Origin of the sequence: Vibrio sp. 99-70-13A1 (assembly GCF_013114625.1) — a bacterium.
Taxonomy (GTDB): Bacteria; Pseudomonadota; Gammaproteobacteria; order Enterobacterales; family Vibrionaceae; genus Vibrio.
Genome location: NZ_VTXD01000006.1, coordinates 92,049 through 110,916 on the forward strand (window position 1 = coordinate 92,049; position 18,868 = coordinate 110,916).

At 40.6% G+C, this 18,868-nt stretch carries 10 protein-coding genes, 1 pseudogene and 1 riboswitch; of the genes and pseudogenes, 6 read left to right on the top strand and 5 right to left on the bottom strand.

Going from position 1 to position 18,868, the window contains the following annotated elements; genetic code table 11:
• Nucleotides 1–2: 2 nt before the first annotated feature.
• The gene (csrD, locus tag F0226_RS06680; RefSeq protein WP_171734919.1) at nucleotides 3–1,997 is read right to left on the bottom strand and encodes an RNase E specificity factor CsrD; all 1,995 of its coding nucleotides are present in this window, start codon (nucleotides 1,995–1,997) and stop codon (nucleotides 3–5) included.
• 167 nt (nucleotides 1,998–2,164) lie between these two features.
• A complete protein-coding gene (locus F0226_RS06685; RefSeq protein WP_171734920.1) occupies nucleotides 2,165–2,722 on the bottom strand; it encodes a single-stranded DNA-binding protein in 558 nt (185 codons plus the stop codon).
• A 277-nt stretch (nucleotides 2,723–2,999) separates the two neighbouring features.
• On the opposite strand from F0226_RS06685, the gene F0226_RS06690 reads away from it, so the two are divergent.
• From F0226_RS06690 to F0226_RS06705, 4 genes are all read left to right on the top strand, one after another.
• Nucleotides 3,000–3,647, top strand: a complete 648-nt coding sequence (locus F0226_RS06690) for a LuxR C-terminal-related transcriptional regulator (RefSeq protein ID WP_171734921.1) — start codon at nucleotides 3,000–3,002, stop codon at nucleotides 3,645–3,647.
• Between the two features lie 116 nt (nucleotides 3,648–3,763).
• Nucleotides 3,764–4,636 (top strand): UTP--glucose-1-phosphate uridylyltransferase GalU, encoded by an 873-nt coding sequence (gene galU / locus F0226_RS06695; protein WP_171734922.1) that lies wholly within the window; start codon nucleotides 3,764–3,766, stop codon nucleotides 4,634–4,636.
• A gap of 136 nt (nucleotides 4,637–4,772) precedes the next feature.
• Nucleotides 4,773–7,601, top strand: a complete 2,829-nt coding sequence (gene uvrA / locus F0226_RS06700) for an excinuclease ABC subunit UvrA (protein ID WP_171734923.1) — start codon at nucleotides 4,773–4,775, stop codon at nucleotides 7,599–7,601.
• Between the two features lie 110 nt (nucleotides 7,602–7,711).
• Nucleotides 7,712–9,472: a PglL family O-oligosaccharyltransferase gene (locus F0226_RS06705; protein WP_171734924.1), complete on the top strand. Its 1,761-nt coding sequence runs from the start codon at nucleotides 7,712–7,714 to the stop codon at nucleotides 9,470–9,472.
• 137 nt (nucleotides 9,473–9,609) lie between these two features.
• Here the strand turns inward: F0226_RS06705 and F0226_RS06710 are convergent, their stop codons facing one another.
• The gene (locus tag F0226_RS06710) at nucleotides 9,610–10,749 is read right to left on the bottom strand and encodes an alanine--glyoxylate aminotransferase family protein (protein ID WP_171734925.1); all 1,140 of its coding nucleotides are present in this window, start codon (nucleotides 10,747–10,749) and stop codon (nucleotides 9,610–9,612) included.
• A 174-nt stretch (nucleotides 10,750–10,923) separates the two neighbouring features.
• A riboswitch (Lysine riboswitch) is annotated at nucleotides 10,924–11,100 on the top strand.
• Nucleotides 11,101–11,204: 104 nt separating this feature from the next.
• On the opposite strand from F0226_RS06710, the gene lysC reads away from it, so the two are divergent.
• The gene (gene lysC / locus F0226_RS06715; RefSeq protein ID WP_171734926.1) at nucleotides 11,205–12,575 is read left to right on the top strand and encodes a lysine-sensitive aspartokinase 3; all 1,371 of its coding nucleotides are present in this window, start codon (nucleotides 11,205–11,207) and stop codon (nucleotides 12,573–12,575) included.
• A 78-nt stretch (nucleotides 12,576–12,653) separates the two neighbouring features.
• On the opposite strand, the gene metH is transcribed toward lysC, so the two are convergent.
• Nucleotides 12,654–16,331, bottom strand: a complete 3,678-nt coding sequence (gene metH, locus F0226_RS06720) for a methionine synthase (RefSeq protein WP_171734927.1) — start codon at nucleotides 16,329–16,331, stop codon at nucleotides 12,654–12,656.
• A 194-nt stretch (nucleotides 16,332–16,525) separates the two neighbouring features.
• Between metH and F0226_RS06725 the strand changes: the two genes are divergently transcribed.
• A complete protein-coding gene (locus F0226_RS06725) occupies nucleotides 16,526–17,800 on the top strand; it encodes a sodium:proton antiporter (RefSeq protein WP_171734928.1) in 1,275 nt (424 codons plus the stop codon).
• Between the two features lie 59 nt (nucleotides 17,801–17,859).
• On the opposite strand, the pseudogene F0226_RS06730 reads toward F0226_RS06725, so the two are convergent.
• Nucleotides 17,860–18,825 (bottom strand): annotated as a pseudogene (locus tag F0226_RS06730) (IS630 family transposase); the annotation flags it as partial.
• Nucleotides 18,826–18,868 lie beyond the last annotated feature (43 nt).

Consider the following 18,868-nt stretch of genomic DNA (forward strand, 5'->3'; position numbering starts at 1 on the left):
GTCTAATTACTACTCTTTCGCCATCGATTTCTACGTCCTAACTTAACAACGGATTCAGGTTGAGGCACTGGTATAATTTGACTCTCTTTCGAAAAAAATCGCCCTTGCGAACCATGTACACCTAACTCAATTAACGTCTCTTGCTCTTGCTTATTTTCAACCCCAACAGCAATAACTTTAGCCGATGAAGTGCCACATGCACCAATTAAGCTACTTACAAACAATTGATTTTCGTGCCTACGATCTATTTTTTTGATCAAACTTCTATGCAGTTTTAAATAATCAACTTTTAGGTCTTTGATATAGTGGGTGCTTACAATCGTCCTACCCGCTTGACCAACAATTACCGTACACCCTAAGCCCGATAGCATTTTTACAACTGGTCGCATATAGTCGAGATGTTGAATTAAGCGCCCTTCTGGAAATTCAAAGCTCAATTGGCTTCTCATTGCAGTCGTTAATTGTAATAACTCATTCCTAAACCATTTGAAATACCGCTTGTTAGAAAACGGTACGACATTCAAATTTATAGAGTAACATATCGGTTCAGGTGAATCTTTCAACTTATTGAGCAATAACATAAGGATAGACTTATCCATCTGAGATTCATACCCGACCTGTTCAATAGCCGACATAAATCGCGAAGCCTTCAACAGACCTTTCTCCGGGTCTTGAATCCGAACAAATACCTCTTGATGTAACTCTACTGGTTGATTGATATTTGAAAGCAAGTAACAAGGCTGTGTGAAAAGAACTAAATTATTCGGTTGTAATGCAGTATCAAACAATGTTCTCCAGCGAACGCTGCCTCTATCGAGTTCACTCTTGCTTTTCTTCGGGTAACGACTCCAATTATTCACTTGCTCTAATTGTGCACTTTTGAGTGCAGTTTCAGCTTCATCCATCACTAAACTATGTCGTTCACCTTCCCAATACATAGTCACCCCAATATGGCACCAATTATCCGAATCTAATGGTTGAGGAGGTGTGACTTTTTCAAGCTGTCTTAAACATTGAGACGCTAAAGCAGCAATATCTTTACTGCCTTGATGGGGAATAAATACCGCAAAGTCTGCATCATAATATCGAGAAAAGATGACATCAGGATAGCGCTGAACAATATTCGATAATATTCCGCCTACTTCAATAATAAAGTCATCCGCGACGTGCTTATCATTTTCTTCGCAGATCTGTTCCCACTCTTCGAGGCGAATTAAGAGAATGCCGCCTCTTGCTCCACTTTCTAGTAATGCCGATTCAAGCTTATTATCAAATAGAACACGATTAGCTGTACCCGTTAATTTATCAAGAAAGGTTTGTGTACGAATAAATGTATCAAAGCGGCTACGCTCTTGCCGAGCATCTTGTAACTCATCAATTAATACATCTAAAGCTTCACTAGCAGTATAAGGCCACTCTCTTAAATCACCTTTAGCATGAGCTTCTACTTGACCAGCTAAGATCATTCGACCGCGCTCTTCCAACATTTCAGAGCCTAGTAACTGCTCTTTTAACCATTGAACACCACGAGCTAAGCAAAAAATAATCAAAGCAACAGCGATGGTAATTGACCACATGGCTTCTAATGAATAGCTGTAACCAATATATGGGGGTAGCGCTTTAAATGAGATTTGGTAGCCTTCATTACGATCAAGTGAAAATGTTTCTTCATAAAGGCGATTTGAGTCAATTCTAGGAGAGGTGTTTTTAAACCGATAAACGATGCCAGTGGAGTTCGAAAGGGTCATTTCAACAATGTTACTTGCTTGCAACATTTTAGGCATCCAACGCTGCATAGAATAGGCGGCATCGGGGTCTTCCATTTCTTTATCTACAACTTCAACAATACCCACCAAATAATGGTTTAAGTATTCTTGACCTATTCGTTTGAAAGACAATGTTCCTCCAATAAAAAGGATAAACATTGCGCTAATAACGATAACAGTGACAAATGCAACTAATCTTGTGCTCAACTTCAGCGTAGGGGTATATCTCATGAATAACGAAATCCTTTCAACTCATACTATACCGTATTGCTACTTATACTATAGATGCAGTTGTAAACAAAGCGTGAACAACTTTGGATAACAAAAAGCCGCGATGAACGCGGCTTTTCCATTTTTAACAATGAATCTTAGATTACATTTAAATAAAAATGTGGGATTTAGAACGGAATGTCGTCATCAAAATCCATTGGTGGCTCATTGTATTGCGGCTGAGCTTGTTGAGGAGCTTGCTGCGGTGCTTTTGGTTGAGCAGGGGCGTTATATTGCTGTTGTTGCTGCTGCTGAACAGCTGGCTGTTGCGGTTGACCCCAACCACCTTGCTGTTGTTGACCCATACCGCCTTGAGCTGGTGCACCACCTTGAGCGCGACCACCTAGCATTTGCATAACGCCGTTAAAGCCTTGTACAACAACTTCTGTTGTATAGCGGTCTTGACCGCTCTGGTCTTGCCATTTACGAGTTTGAAGTTGACCTTCAATGTAAACTTGAGAACCTTTACGCAAGTACTCGCCTGCTACTTCAGCTAATTTGCCAAATAAAGCAACACGGTGCCACTCTGTTTTTTCGCGTTGTTCGCCTGTTGCTTTGTCACGCCATGATTCTGACGTTGCAATAGTAATGTTCGCTACAGCACCACCATTTGGCATGTAACGAATTTCTGGGTCATTACCTAGGTTACCCACCAATATAACTTTGTTAACTCCACGGCTAGCCATGATTTGCTCCGTCTAAATTCATAGTGTCATAAAATTTTTAGCGAACAAGAATAACATGCTTTCCTGTGCTGATAAATCGCAATCCTATACTTGTCACAAACCAAAAAATAATTGCTTAAGAAATCATGATTTTCAGAGGTGTATAACTCAAACGCCAACTAACAAACCACACATTTACTTTTTGCATTGATATGCAACGCAAGTCATCCAATCTCATATAGTGAATAAATACATTGAATGCCAACGTAGTATAACTGCTTAATCGAAAGGTAATTCAATGAAAAAATCCAGTTATGCTCGTACTATTCATTTTTTATGTTTAGACCCTGAAAGTGTTTATTTGCATGTGGATCAAATAAAGAAACACATGACTGTTCCATTACAACTAATTACCCCAGATGAACTCCTGTTAGTAAACCAAAAACAAAGAAATAGAATTCTTCTCGTCGATCACAAACAGTTCGAAAACCTGTTAAGTCACTATGAAAACCTTCCAGTAATTTGGAAGCACTATGAAATCATTCTTTTTAATGTAACGAAAAGGCTAACGACTGCAGAACTGATTGTCTTTGGGATACTCAAGGGGTTGTTTTACAGCAGTAGTAATCAACAGGATATCGCAAAAGGATTACATGCCGTTATAGATGGTCAAAACTGGTTACCTAGACAAGTAGCTAGCCAACTTCTGTTTTATTACAGAAACATTGTGGATACCAACACCACCCCCACAAATGTTGATTTAACGATCAGAGAGCTCCAAGTACTTCGCTGCTTACAAGCTGGATCATCAAACATTCAAATAGCAGATGACTTATTTATTAGTGAGTTTACGGTCAAGTCACACCTTTATCAGATTTTTAGAAAGCTTGCAGTCAAAAATAGAGTTCAAGCCATTGCATGGGCGAATCAGAATTTACTGTCATAAAAGTTAAATCAAGGTAAACATTAATTGGATTAAGGGATTTTGATACTCATGAAAATTTCACATTGGATATGCTAGAATTTCAGACATAAAAATAATCCATTGATAAAGAGCTTACCATGATTAAAAAATGCCTTTTCCCTGCAGCAGGCTACGGTACACGATTCTTACCAGCAACGAAGTCCATGCCAAAAGAAATGATGCCAGTAGTCAATAAACCACTCATCGAGTATGGCGTTGAAGAAGCAATTCAAGCTGGGATAAATGGTATGTGCATCGTAACAGGTCGAGGTAAGCACTCTATCATGGACCATTTCGATACGAACTACGAACTAGAGCATCAAATCAGCGGTACAAACAAAGAAGAATTGTTAGTTAATATCCGAGAAACTATAGAAGTTGCTAACTTCACATATATTCGTCAGCATGAAATGAAAGGCTTAGGTCACGCAATTTTAACGGGACGTGAACTTGTAGGTGATGAGCCGTTTGCTGTTGTTTTAGCTGATGACCTATGTGTAAACGAACAACAAGGTGTTCTCGCGCAAATGGTGGCTTTATATAAGCATTTCCGCTGTTCAATTGTTGCAGTACAAGAAGTCCCTGAAAATGAAACTCACAAGTATGGCGTGATCTCCGGCGAAATGATCAAAGACGATATTTATCGCGTTGAAAATATGGTAGAAAAACCAGAACAAGGTACCGCACCGAGCAACCTTGCTATCATTGGTCGTTATATTTTAACCCCAGATATCTTTGAATTAATTGAACAAACCGAACCAGGTAAGGGCGGTGAAATTCAAATAACCGACGCTCTAATGAAACAAGCACAATCAGGCTGTGTACTTGCGTACAAATTTAAAGGCAACCGATTTGACTGCGGTAGCGTCGAAGGCTACATCGAAGCAACCAATTACTGCTTTGAGAACTTATATAAAAAAGATCAAAAGAAAGTTGAGCTAGATAAGCATTCAACAAAAAAAGAAGCGTAAACAACGACTTCAATATTTAATTAGAAGGCGGCCTTAAAGGTCGCCTTTCTTTTTACTGTTTTTTTATCCAGTAAAACTTTGCACAAATCTCACACTATGTAATACTTTACCCACTAAAAACACAGGGTCGGTAGAGATGGATAAAATAGAAATTAGAGGCGCGAGAACGCATAACCTTAAAGACATTAATCTAACAATACCCCGAGATAAACTGATTGTTATCACGGGTCTTTCAGGTTCTGGTAAGTCCTCACTGGCATTCGATACCCTCTATGCAGAAGGGCAACGTCGATATGTTGAATCCCTTTCAGCATATGCTCGCCAATTTTTATCTCTCATGGAGAAACCCGATGTCGACCACATTGAAGGCTTATCTCCAGCAATCTCTATCGAACAAAAGTCAACATCCCACAACCCGCGATCAACGGTTGGTACAATAACCGAAGTTTATGATTACTTACGTTTATTCTATGCAAGAGTTGGTGAGCCTCGATGCCCTGAACATCACACTCCTTTAGCAGCGCAAACCATAAGTCAAATGGTAGACAAAGTTTTAGAACTTCCTGAAGGTTCTAAAATGATGTTGCTCGCCCCGATTGTGAAAGAACGTAAAGGTGAGCATGTTAAAACGCTCGAAAACCTTGCCGCTCAGGGCTTTATTCGCGCTCGAATTGATGGGGAAACTTGCGATCTATCCGATCCACCAGCCTTAGAACTTCATAAAAAGCATACTATAGAAGTGGTTGTTGATCGTTTTAAAGTGCGCCCTGATTTACAGCAGCGACTTTCAGAATCTTTTGAAACAGCACTAGAGCTGTCTGGTGGAATAGCAGTCGCTGGTTGGATGGATAAAACCGACCAACCGGAGATTGTCTTCTCTGCTAATTTTGCATGTAATCAATGCGGTTATAGCATGCAAGAATTGGAGCCAAGGCTCTTTTCTTTCAACAACCCAGCCGGAGCATGCGGTACCTGTGATGGTTTAGGTGTTCAGCAATATTTTGATCCAAGCCGAGTCATTCTTGACGAAAATCTAAGTATTGCAGAAGGCGCAATTAAAGGTTGGGATCAAAAAAATTACTACTACTTCCAAATGCTCACCTCTTTATCTGAGCATTACGGATTTGATCTTTTTGCTCCTTTTTCTTCGCTACCAAAGAAAACTCAAGACATCATATTAAAAGGATCTGGCCGTACTGATATTGAATTTAAGTACATCAATGACCGTGGTGACATTCGCGTCAAAAGACATCCTTTCGAAGGCATTCTAAATACCTTAGAGCGTCGCTATCACGACACCGAATCGAGCTCGGTTCGTGAAGATTTAGCCAAATACATTTCGACAAAATCTTGTTCTAGCTGCGGCGGAACAAGATTAAGAGTTGAAGCTAGAAATGTTTTTATTGCAGATACCGCTTTACCTGAAATTGTAGAATTGAGCATTGCAGATGCACTGCACTTCTTCCAAACATTGGAACTAGAAGGTCAGCGAGCCCAGATTGCAGAAAAGATTATGAAAGAGATTAATGATCGCCTGCACTTCCTCGTTAACGTTGGCTTAAATTACCTGAACCTTTCGAGAAGTGCGGAAACCTTATCTGGTGGTGAAGCTCAACGAATTCGCTTAGCGAGCCAAATTGGTGCGGGATTGATGGGGGTAATGTATGTCTTAGATGAGCCTTCCATAGGTCTCCACCAGCGAGATAATGAGCGTTTATTAAAAACATTAGTTCACCTTCGAGATCTTGGTAATACTGTATTAGTTGTTGAACATGATGAAGACGCTATCAGATGCGCAGATCACGTCATTGATATTGGTCCGGGAGCAGGTGTGCATGGTGGTCATGTAGTGGCTGAAGGGACAATGGCTGAAATCATGGAAAACCCTGACTCACTGACAGGTCAGTATCTCAGTGGTAAAAAAGAAATCGCTATTCCAGAAAAAAGAACACCGATTGATAAGAAAAAAGTGGTCGAGATCATCGGAGCGACCGGTAACAATTTAAAAGAGATCACGGCAACAATACCTGTTGGATTGTTTAGCTGTATCACTGGCGTGTCGGGCTCGGGTAAATCTACTCTAATCAATGACACCTTCTTTAAGGTTGCACATACTCAATTAAATGGTGCTACCACGGCAGTGCCGGCTCCCTATAAAAAAATGAAAGGGTTAGAGCACTTCGACAAAGTTATCGACATCGATCAAAGTCCAATAGGCAGAACGCCCAGATCAAATCCAGCGACTTACACGGGAATCTTCACTCCAATCCGAGAATTGTTTGCAGGAACTCAAGAGTCTCGTTCTCGCGGTTATAAACCAGGAAGATTTAGCTTTAATGTAAGGGGCGGTCGATGCGAAGCGTGCCAAGGCGATGGCGTCATAAAAGTAGAGATGCACTTTTTACCTGATGTTTATGTGCCTTGCGATGTTTGTAAAGGTAAACGCTATAACCGAGAAACTTTAGAAGTAAGATACAAAGGAAAAACCATTGATGAAGCATTAGGCATGACTGTCGAAGATGCACATGAGTTCTTCAAACCAGTTCCGGTAATAGCTAGAAGATTACAAACACTAATGGATGTAGGACTTTCTTACATCCGATTAGGTCAAGCGGCAACAACACTTTCTGGTGGAGAAGCTCAACGTGTCAAACTGGCACGAGAACTGTCCAAACGCGATACAGGAAAAACACTCTATATCTTGGATGAACCAACCACAGGGTTACACTTCCATGATATTCAACAGCTGTTGGTGGTTTTACACAGGCTTAGAGATCATGGGAATACTGTTGTCGTCATTGAGCATAATTTAGATGTAATCAAAACAGCAGATTGGATCATTGATTTAGGTCCAGAAGGTGGACAAGGCGGCGGTGAAATCATTGCATCAGGAACACCTGAAGATGTGGCGCAAGTCGAAGGTTCTCATACAGCTCGATTTCTTAAGCCCATGTTAAAGTTATAAAAAGCTATAATCGTCGAGAGTAAATCTCCGACAGCGAGCAATCGCAAAAAATGTTAGTGTGTGGAGCTTGCTTGATAAGGCAAGCTCTTCTTTTTCCAAGGTTAGGATATATGGTCACAATACATAAAAGCGGGACGCAGTTAGATAATCATACTCAAGCACTTCCTTTGAATAGAGTATTTCTTGCTTCCTTAGCAGTAGTGTTTCTTCTTGCTATGCATTTTTTCATGCCTAACCCTGGAGGTTCAGGCTTAGCACTCTCTTTTAATCCAACCACTTGGTTAGCACTCAGCTTAAGCCTGGCTATTGGCTTTTATCAACTGGCAACAAACCGTGTAATTCGCTACACCAAATTGACTATAGGTTTATTCATCAGCTGCACCATACTCACGGCGCCACTTCTATATAGTAACGCTGATATTTCAGGAGCAGCAGGTCGGTTAATAGGGCTGTGGACCGGCTTTGTTTTCTTTGTTTTATTGCAACAATTTCATTTCAGCAATAGGCATAAACAACGCCTTTTGTGGTTCATTGTATTAGGCGTCTTACTACAAGCTCTTTTTGGCTATGTTCAATTTTTCTATCTAGAACCAGGCAATATCTTTGGCTATAACACCATAAGTAATAGACCTTATGGTATTTTCCAACAGCCGAATGTAATGGCAAGTTTTCTTGCTACAGGTCTCGTGCTTTCCGCTTATTTGTTGGCAAGACAGCCCCACAAATATAACCATAAACTCAGTGAATCCACTCTTCTTTACTTGATTCCAACAATTACTATTCCTCTATTAATCATAATTGCATCTCGCACTGGTTGGCTTGCAAGCGTCATTGGTGGGTTATTGATTCTTCCGTATTTATATCGTTTTTCAACAACAAAACGTTTTCTGGGTTGGTGCATCTCGGCAGCTATCGGGATTACCATTGGTTTTGTTGTTATAAACACAGGGGATAGCCTAGCATCTAAGAGAGCTCATTTAGAGAGCCCAAGAGCTTACACCTTTCCCCAAGCTCTCGATATGCTGACAGAAAAACCATTAACGGGTTATGGTTATGGTAAATTTGAATCTGAATACACACTCTATACCGCGCGACAACACCAATTAAACAATGACTATCACCCTGGCTTACCCGCAATGGATCACCCTCACAACGAGTTATTGTATTGGGGTGCGGAAGGCGGAGTTTTACCCTTAATTGGTATTTTTCTCGCAGCTGGATTGGTGCTTGTTAGAATTTCTAGTGCGAGTAAAGGGACTCGATTAGCCATGCTGGCTCTTTTCATCCCTATTGTTTTACATTCTCAACTTGAATACCCATTTTATCATTCTGCCATTCATTGGATTACTTTCATCATTTTACTTTACTGGGTTGATCAACGCGTCTCACGCTATTCTCAAAAAAGCTTTGGTGTAATTAATAAAACAACATTTCGGGTAACCAGTTTAGTCCTGCCAATACTTGTTGGCTTTTACATGCTAAGTGCATTGCACACGAATTATATATTGACCAAATTTGAGCAATCACGCCCAAAAAACCCAGATATCCTGAAGCAAGTCACCAACCCAGTAGTTTGGAAGGATAGATTTGATTGGGATGTTTATAGTACTTATTTAAATATAGGTTTGTATAAAAACGCCCCAGAGCTAATTCAGCCGTACATTGATTGGTCATTACAAATTATAAAAAGTAAGCCTAGACCCGCGTTCTACAGTAACTTGATCTTAGCTTATCAAGGCTTGGGAGAGCTAAGTAAAGCCGAACAAATACGTAACGAAGCGGAGTTTTTATTTCCATTAAAAGACTTCTCTCAAATACAATACCAACCAGTATCAACGGCTGCATCAACGGCTGCATCAACGGCTAAATAATACAAAAAAGCCCTTCCTCTATGGCTAGTAAGGAGGGCTTTTCTTTCAACGAGGCAACTCTACTGGCTAGCATATTTAAGTTACGTATCTATTTATCAACACTAACTATGTAAATAGATAAATCACCTAGTTACCAGTTAGTTCATGACTTCCTCTAGCGCTCTCAAGCATAGAGACACATTTTCATTTCTCGCGCCATAGCCCATTAAACCAATACGCCAAGCCTTTCCAGCTAATGAGCCCAACCCTGCGCCAATTTCTAGGTTGTACTGCTCAAGTAGATCCCCTCTGACTTTAGCTTCATCAATCCCTTCAGGTATATAAATAGCGTTCAATTGAGGTAAACGACTTCCTTCTGCTACTACAAACGTAAAGCCGAGCTTTTCAAGCCCAGCCTTTAGCTTGTTATGCATGCTTTGATGCCTTGCCCATGCTTGCTCAAGCCCTTCATTTTTAAGCGCAACTAAGGATTCATGTAGAGCGTATAAACTATTTACTGGAGCCGTGTGGTGGTAACTGCGCTTCCCTTCTCCACTCCAATAACCTAAGACTAAGCTTTGGTCTAAAAACCAACTTTGTACAGGGGTCTCACGCTTTTGAATTTTATCCACGGCTTTTTTAGATAAGGTCACAGGAGATAACCCCGGCACGCACGACAAACATTTTTGACTACCTGAATAAACTGCATCTAACTGCCATTCATCAACAAGTAAAGGCACACCACCAAGAGAAGTTACTGCATCAACGATAGAAAGCACATCATACTGCCTTGCAACTTGAGAAATAGCCTCAGCATCAGAGAGTGCGCCTGTAGAGGTTTCTGCATGAACAAATGCAACTGCAACTGCATCAGGATTAGCTTTTAATGCCTGCTCGACCTTTTCAACAGAAACAGGAGCGCCCCACTCATCATCAACTAAAATGGCTTCACCTCCGCAACGCACTACATTTTCACGCATGCGTTCTCCAAAGACGCCATTTCGGCAAACTACGACTTTCTCACCTGGTTCTATCAAGTTAACAAAGCACGTTTCCATACCCGCACTACCTGGCGCAGAGACAGCAATTGTGAATTCATTTTCAGTTTGGAAGGCATATTTCAATAGCTGCTTAAGTTCATCCATCATGCCAATAAATAAAGGGTCAAGGTGACCTATAGTTGGGCGGCTAAGCGCTTGAAGAACTTGAGGCGAAATATCGGAAGGTCCTGGTCCCATCAACGTGCGGTGAGGAGGAATAAAGCTTTGGATAGAATTTGGAGAGTGAAAACTAGACATGTGCATCCCTGAGTCAGTGATTTAGATATCCACACTAAAACAATTTTTCGCAGGCATCAATTAGCCGTAAGTATGAGGTCAAACCAGTGTCACAAACTTGTTAAATTTAATTTACTATTTATATTCAGTTACCGATTGACATTCTTATCACAAAAACGTTCAATGAAATGGCTATCAAGCAGAAGAGGAGCATTGCCCAGGCAGATATTTTGTGGAACCTCATTTCCAATACAAAATATTCAGGGGGAGCAATGCCGAGATAATACAAGCATGTGGACTTGCGTTATCGGTTGATTGGGTTGAATCCCGTCGACTGTCATCATTTCTATATGGTGAAGAGCTTCTGAGGTTTACAATTCTATTAATACCTCTCTATTTGCTCAAAAACTCTCTTCAAACATTGGATGTTGGATTACCAACCGTAATTTTATTTAGGAAGTCGTGGGAGAAACATCGTGAGCGCAATTAATGTAGCTGGTTCTTTTAATGTCGCTAAGTTTGGTGGAACAAGTGTTGCCAACTTTGAATCAATGAGCCGTTGTGCTGCTATTATCGAAAACAACCCGAATACAAAACTCATTGTGAGCAGTGCTTGTTCAGGCGTGACTAATCTTTTAGTCGAACTTGCCAATGGTGTTCAGGATAAAACTCGCCGAGTAGAATTGCTCCGTCAATTAACTGAAATTCACCACGCCATTTTGGATGAGCTTGCTGATCCAGTTGCCGTTGAAAAAGATCTTCACTCAATTTTAGATAACATCGCTAGCGCCGCAGAAGCTGCATCATTCCAGTCGAGTGCAAAACTAACCGATCATCTTGTTGCTTGCGGTGAACTAATGTCGACTCACCTTCTCGCTCAAATTTTACGAGAAAGAGGCACCCCAGCTGTTCGTTTTGATATTCGTGAAGTACTAAGAACAACCAATGCTTTTGGTAAAGCTGAACCGCTATTAAATGAGATTTCATCACTCGCAACAGAAAAGCTAATCCCTTTGTGTCGTTCTCAAGTCGTTGTCACACAAGGCTTCATCGGAGCGGATAGCGAAGGAAACACCACTACATTAGGTAGAGGCGGAAGTGATTACTCAGCAGCGTTAATTGCGGAGTCTGTGCAAGCATCTGGGCTAGAAATTTGGACCGATGTTCCTGGGATCTATACAACTGACCCTCGAATTGCCCCGAAAGCCTCTCCTATTCCTGAGATAAGTTTTAGTGAAGCCTCTGAGATGGCGAACTTTGGCGCAAAGATTTTACACCCTTCAACCCTTGTTCCTGCTTTACGTCATCAAATACCAGTTTTCGTTGGTTCTTCTAAAGAGCCCGAAAAAGGCGGCACCTGGATTCGTCAGCAAGTTGAAAGCTCCCCTCTATTTAGAGCTTTAGCTTTGCGTTGTAACCAAACGATGGTCACTTTACGCAGTGCCAATATGTTCCATGCTTATGGTTTTCTAGCCAAAGTCTTTGAGATTCTCGCTAAGCATAAGATCTCGGTAGATCTAATCACCACGTCAGAGATCAGCGTATCTTTAACTCTAGATCAAACAGATACATCTGGCGGATCTCCTGAGCTACCAGAATCGGCAAGAATTGAACTAGAAGAACTGTGTACCGTAGATATTGAGCACAACTTATGTCTGGTTGCTTTGATTGGTAATAATATGAGTGAAAGCAAAGGTTACGCAAAACAAGTTTTTGGTACACTAGAAGACTTCAACTTGCGAATGATTTGCTATGGAGCAAGCCCGCATAATTTATGCTTCTTACTACATGAATCAGTCTCTCGCTCTGCGATTCAAAAATTACACAAAGAGCTATTTGAAAACTAGTCTCAGATTAAATATTTCAATACGAAAAAGGGTTGCTCATTAGCAACCCTTTTTTATGCGATATCATCCCAGGTAAAACTAGTTAATGTTTGGACCTAGCCATTTTTCAGCTTCTAACATATCCCAACCTTTACGATCAGCATAGCTTTCCACTTGGTCTTGCTGTATTTGAGCAATAGCAAAATAGCGAGAGTCAGGGTGTGAGAAATACATCCCAGAAACAGAAGCACCAGGCCACATGGCGTAACTGGTTGTTAAAGACATATCAATTGCCTTCTCAACATCCATTAACTCCCATAAGGTTCCTTTCTCAGTATGCTCAGGGCATGCAGGGTAACCAGGTGCAGGGCGAATACCTTGGTACTTTTCACGGATTAAATCATCATTTGTTAGATCTTCATCCGGTGCATAACCCCAAATACTCTTGCGCACTTCTTTATGTAAGTACTCTGCGAAAGCTTCAGCCAATCTATCAGCAACCGCCTGAATCATAATCGCATTGTAGTCATCCCCATTCGCTTTATATTCATCTGCTAATTCACGTTCACCAATGCCACCTGTCACAGCAAAACCACCAATCCAATCAGGCTTTCCACTTTCTTTTGGTGCAATGTAATCAGATAAGCAGTAGTTAAAACCTTTCGGTTTCTCTGTTTGCTGGCGAAGGTTGTGCAACACTTTCAGCACTTCAGTACGAGACTCATCAGTGTAAACTTCAATATCATCACCAACGCTATTGGCGGGGAACATCGCACACATACCACGAGCTTCGAGTAATTTTTCTTTCTCGACTCGATCTAGCAGCTCATTTGCATCTTTATATAAACGCTTAGCTTCTTCACCGACTTCTTCATGATCTAGAATTGCAGGGTATTTACCCATTAACGACCACGTCATAAAGAAAGGAGTCCAGTCGATATACTCTCGTAACGTCTTAATATCGAAGTTATCGAAAATATGAACACCAGGGTTAACTGGAGCTGGAGGAGTATAGTTTACCCAGTCAATATTCACTCGATTTGCTCTAGCTCTTTCTAAAGATACTGGTTTGGTTCTTGGCTTTTTACGATTATGCTGGTCACGAACTCGTACATAATCTAACTCTAGCTTTTCAACAAACGCCGGTTTTAGTTCATCCGACAATAAGGATGTACACACGCCTACAGCACGAGATGCATTGTTAACATACACAACTGGCTCTGAATAATTTTGTTCAATTTTTACAGCAGTATGTGCTTTCGATGTCGTCGCACCACCAATGAGTAACGGAAGTTTAAAGCCCTGACGCTCCATTTCTTTAGCCACATGAACCATCTCATCTAAAGACGGTGTAATCAGACCCGACAGACCAATAATATCGACATTCTCTTCTTTGGCTACTTTGAGGATTTTTTCACAAGAAACCATTACACCAAGATCGATAATTTCATAGTTATTACACTGAAGGACAACACCGACGATATTTTTCCCAATATCATGGACATCACCTTTTACTGTCGCCAGTAGGATCTTACCGTTAGTTGCACCAACATCTTTAGTGGCATTAATGAAAGGCTCTAGATGAGCTACAGCTTGCTTCATAACGCGCGCTGATTTGACCACCTGAGGCAGGAACATTTTACCTTCGCCAAATAAGTCACCAACAACGTTCATGCCATCCATCAAGGGACCTTCAATCACCTCAATAGGGCGAGAAGCATTTACGCGGGCTTCTTCTGTATCATCAACAATGAAGTCAGTAATCCCTTTGACTAAAGAGTGTTCTAAACGCTTTTCAACAGGCCAAGTACGCCACTCTAAAGCCGATTTATCTTCAACTTTTCCAACGGCGCGTTCTAGATATTCAGTCGCAATATCCAGCAAACGTTCAGTTGAATCATCACGACGGTTTAGAACGACATCTTCAACTGCTTCTCGTAAATCTTCAGGGACGTTGTCATAAATTTCTAGCTGTCCAGCATTTACGATTCCCATATCCATACCGTTTTTAAAACAGTGATATAGGAATACAGCATGAATAGCTTCACGTACGTAATTGTTTCCTCGGAATGAGAATGAAACGTTAGAGACACCACCAGATATCATTGCATGGGGCAAATCACGTTTGATATCACCGACAGCCTCAATAAAATCAACTGCATAATTATTGTGTTCATCGATACCAGTCGCAACAGCGAAAATGTTCGGATCAAAGATAATATCTTCAGGTGGGAAACCAACTTCATCGACAAGGATGTTATAAGCATTGGTACAGATTTCTAATTTGCGTTCTCTAGTATCAGCCTGACCAACTTCATCAAATGCCATCACAATTACAGCAGCGCCGTAACGTCGTACAAGTTTAGCTTGCTCTACAAAGTTCTCTTTGCCTTCTTTCAAAGAGATTGAGTTTACGATGCCTTTACCTTGAATACATTTAAGACCCGCTTCAATTACCTCCCACTTTGAAGAGTCAACCATGACAGGCACTTTAGATATCTCAGGTTCAGATGCACAGAGGTTTAAGAAACGAACCATACAGGCTTCTGCGTCAAGCATGCCTTCATCCATGTTGATATCGATGATTTGAGCACCGTTTTCAACTTGTTCACGCGCGACACTCAATGCTTCATCGTACAACTCTTCCTTTATCAATCGCTTGAATCGCGCAGAACCAGTTACGTTAGTTCGTTCACCAACGTTAACGAATAATGATTCTTTTGAAATAGTAAGAGGTTCTAAGCCTGATAACCGACAAGCAACAGGGATGTCTGGTAATTGACGAGGTTTTACCCCCTCTACAACTTCAGCCATTTGACGGATATGTTCAGGTGTTGTACCACAGCAACCACCAATTAGGTTGAGGAAACCACTTTCAGCCCACTCTTTAACATGCTCTGCCATATCCTCAGGGGTAAGGTCATATTCACCAAAAGCATTAGGCAGACCAGCATTAGGGTGAGCAGAAACACTGCATTCAGAGATCCGCGATAGCTCACTTACGTATTCACGTAATTCATCCGGGCCTAATGCACAGTTAAGACCAAAGGATATCGGTTTTACATGGCGTAAAGCATTGTAGAAAGCTTCTGTTGTTTGGCCAGAAAGAGTTCGCCCTGAAGCATCAGTAATTGTACCGGAGATCATCACTGGTAAAATAATACCATCTTCATCGAATACGGTTTCGACAGCAAAAGAACAAGCTTTAGCATTGAGAGTATCAAAGATAGTTTCAATTAAGATTAGGTCCGCACCACCTTTAATAAGTGCACGGGTTGACTCAGAATAAGCCTTTACTAATTCGTCAAACGTTACATTCCGAAAGCCAGGGTCGTTCACATCCGGAGATATCGTACAGGTTCTATTAGTAGGTCCAAGAACACCTGCTACATACCTAGGTTTATTTGGAGTTTTAGCAGTCCATTCATCTGCAGCTTCACGAGCGAGTTTTGCCGCGGCGAAATTGATTTCTTCACTAAGGCTTTCCATGTCATAGTCAGCCATGGCAATGGTAGTCGCATTAAATGTATTCGTTTCTAAGATATCAGCCCCAGCCTCCAAGTACTGGTTATGAATATCTTTGATGAGTTGAGGCTTAGAAAGCACAAGCAAGTCATTATTACCTTTAAGATCACAATGCCAATCAGCAAAACGATCTCCTCGATAATCATTCTCTTCTAACTTGTAGTCCTGAATCATGGTGCCCATACCACCATCAATCAGTAAAATTCTCTGTTCTAATTGAGCAACAATTTGTTGTCTAATATTACTTCCCACAGTACAGCCTCATTCCTTTAGTTATCCATCCATCCTACCATATAAAAAGTAGAAATCTAGACGTCTAAAATAGCTTTAATTTAGTAAAAGACTAATAAGTCAAATTCACAATAGCATGACAAAAAGTGGTTGCTATTTACTCTCTTAAAAATGAGAATCCTATGTAATAATTTGTTACATAATAAGAGCTCAATATGTCGGTCTACTATACGCTTTGCTTCCTTTCTGCAGCAGCAATGCTCATTGCATTTATAAATAGCAAAATAGGTAAGATGCAAACAACTATCGCGATTACAGCAGGATCAATGATGCTGTCATTACTGATTTTAATTGCAGGACAAAACGATTGGTTTCAACTTTCCGAAATTGCCTATGACACAGTAGCAAGCATTAACTTCGAAGATTTCTTACTTAAAGGGATTCTAGGTTTTTTACTTTTTGCAGGCGGATTAGGAATTAAGCTTCCCAATTTAAAAGATCAAAAATGGGAAATTACGGTTCTTGCATTGGGAGCAACACTCTTTTCTACATTCTTTATTGGTGGAGTACTTTATGTATTTTGTCGATTGATAGGAGTCGAATTTGATTTTGTCTATTGCCTGTTGTTCGGCTCATTAATATCGCCAACCGATCCAATTGCCGTTCTTGCCATTGTCAAAAAACTGGATGCGCCCAGACGCATTTCAACTCAAATCGAAGGAGAGTCATTATTCAATGATGGTTTCGGTTTAGTGATTTTTGTAACTATTTTCACTATCGCTTTTGGCACAGAAACACCAACGGTTGGTAGTGTAAGTATTTTATTCGCGCAAGAAGCAATAGGTGGCGTTGTTTATGGCTTTGCATTAGGTCTACTATTCCACTATCTAATCAGTGCAACCGATGATCACTCAATGGAACTGTTGCTGACAATAGGTATCCCAACGGCTGGGTACGTGTTTGCAGATGTTATACATGTGTCAGGACCTCTTTCGATGGTTGTCTCTGGCATTATGATCGGAAATTGGACACGTTTTATTGGCTTCTCGAAGGAAAGTGAAGAGCATTTAGATAGTTTCTGGGAACTTGTCGATGAATTCCTAAATGGTGTCCTATTCTTGCTGATCGGTATGTCTATGCTACTTTTTGATTTTCATAAAGAAGACTGGATATTGATGGCATTTTCAATTCCTTTAGTCCTAGGAGCTCGCTACCTAAGTGTCTATATTTCATATTTAGGGTTTAAACGTTACAGACAATATAACCCTTGGGCGATAAAGATACTGACTTGGGGTGGATTACGCGGTGGGCTGGCTCTCGCTATGGCATTATCGATACCATCAGGAGTTCTGGTTATCCCAGATAAACTCATTGATGTAAAAGAGATAATTCTGGTGATGACCTATTCAGTTGTCGTTTTTTCTATTTTAATTCAAGGCTCAACAATCACACCTATGATAGAAAAAGCAAAACTTGCCGAAAAAGATTAATGAAATACATCAACAAAAATAGAAAAGCAGATAATCATTTATTATACCAATTCCATTAATTAACCTATCAATCGAGTCCAATCTCTACAGCATATAGATTGGACTCTGCGTTTATCTTCACAAAAGCTGTTTAAGCATTGCACACTGAGTTCATTATATCGTTATAGTTTGTAAAACACCTATTCGCTAACTTGTACTGACAAAGCCATTACCAAACTTACTCTGTCGGGTTTAATTCTAGTAAATATGGTGGGATATGAATTATCGTGATGTTTTTAAAATGATTGGCTAAGTGTGTTTGATAGCAGCTCGCTTGATCCATTATAAGCACGGAATGTTTACCAGCAGGTGTCGCTGTTGAGATCAATTCAAGGTGCTTCGTCATTGCTGCCATGTTGCTTAGCGGAGAAACCATCGCTTCAGCTTCGCCCGTATTGATACAAACGCCTCCAAACAAATAAGCGTATGCAAATTATTGCTGTTGAATGGCTCTAAGCCACGAGTTCCTTTTTTAGCCTAAATCTTCGTTGTGGAATTCCGTTGACCAAATCTCGCTTCGTCTTGAAATCAAACAAGCACTTCTTGTAGGTGGGTATGCCCAAGGGTCTTAAGGATCGTGTCTATTGGGAATTTTTTAAAAGATTCTTGAGCTTCAACTGACTGCTTAGGATGTTTAGAGCGAGTAGTAACCCAACTCAAGCCTATGTCATGTAATAACTGATAGAGCGCCGACTTTTATATGATGTATTGAAGTTGCTTTCTATATAGAGCCTAATGTCTCTCGCTTGAAGACGACCGCCACTCTCATTTACGGCATGTTCGATAACATATTCTTTGAGCTGTGATTTTTGCTCGTCTGTTAGGCGGTGGGGTCTATCAGAATGTGGTTTCTCTTGAAGTCCTTCAAAGCCATTATCGAGATATGCTTTGACCCATTTATTGACGCTTACTCTGCTAACTTTAAAGTATTTAGCTATTTGAGTGCGACTTTTACCGTCAATAAAATGAGAAACGGATAAATACTTATTGAATCGTAGATATAAAAAAGCCGACGTTTAACGTCGGCTA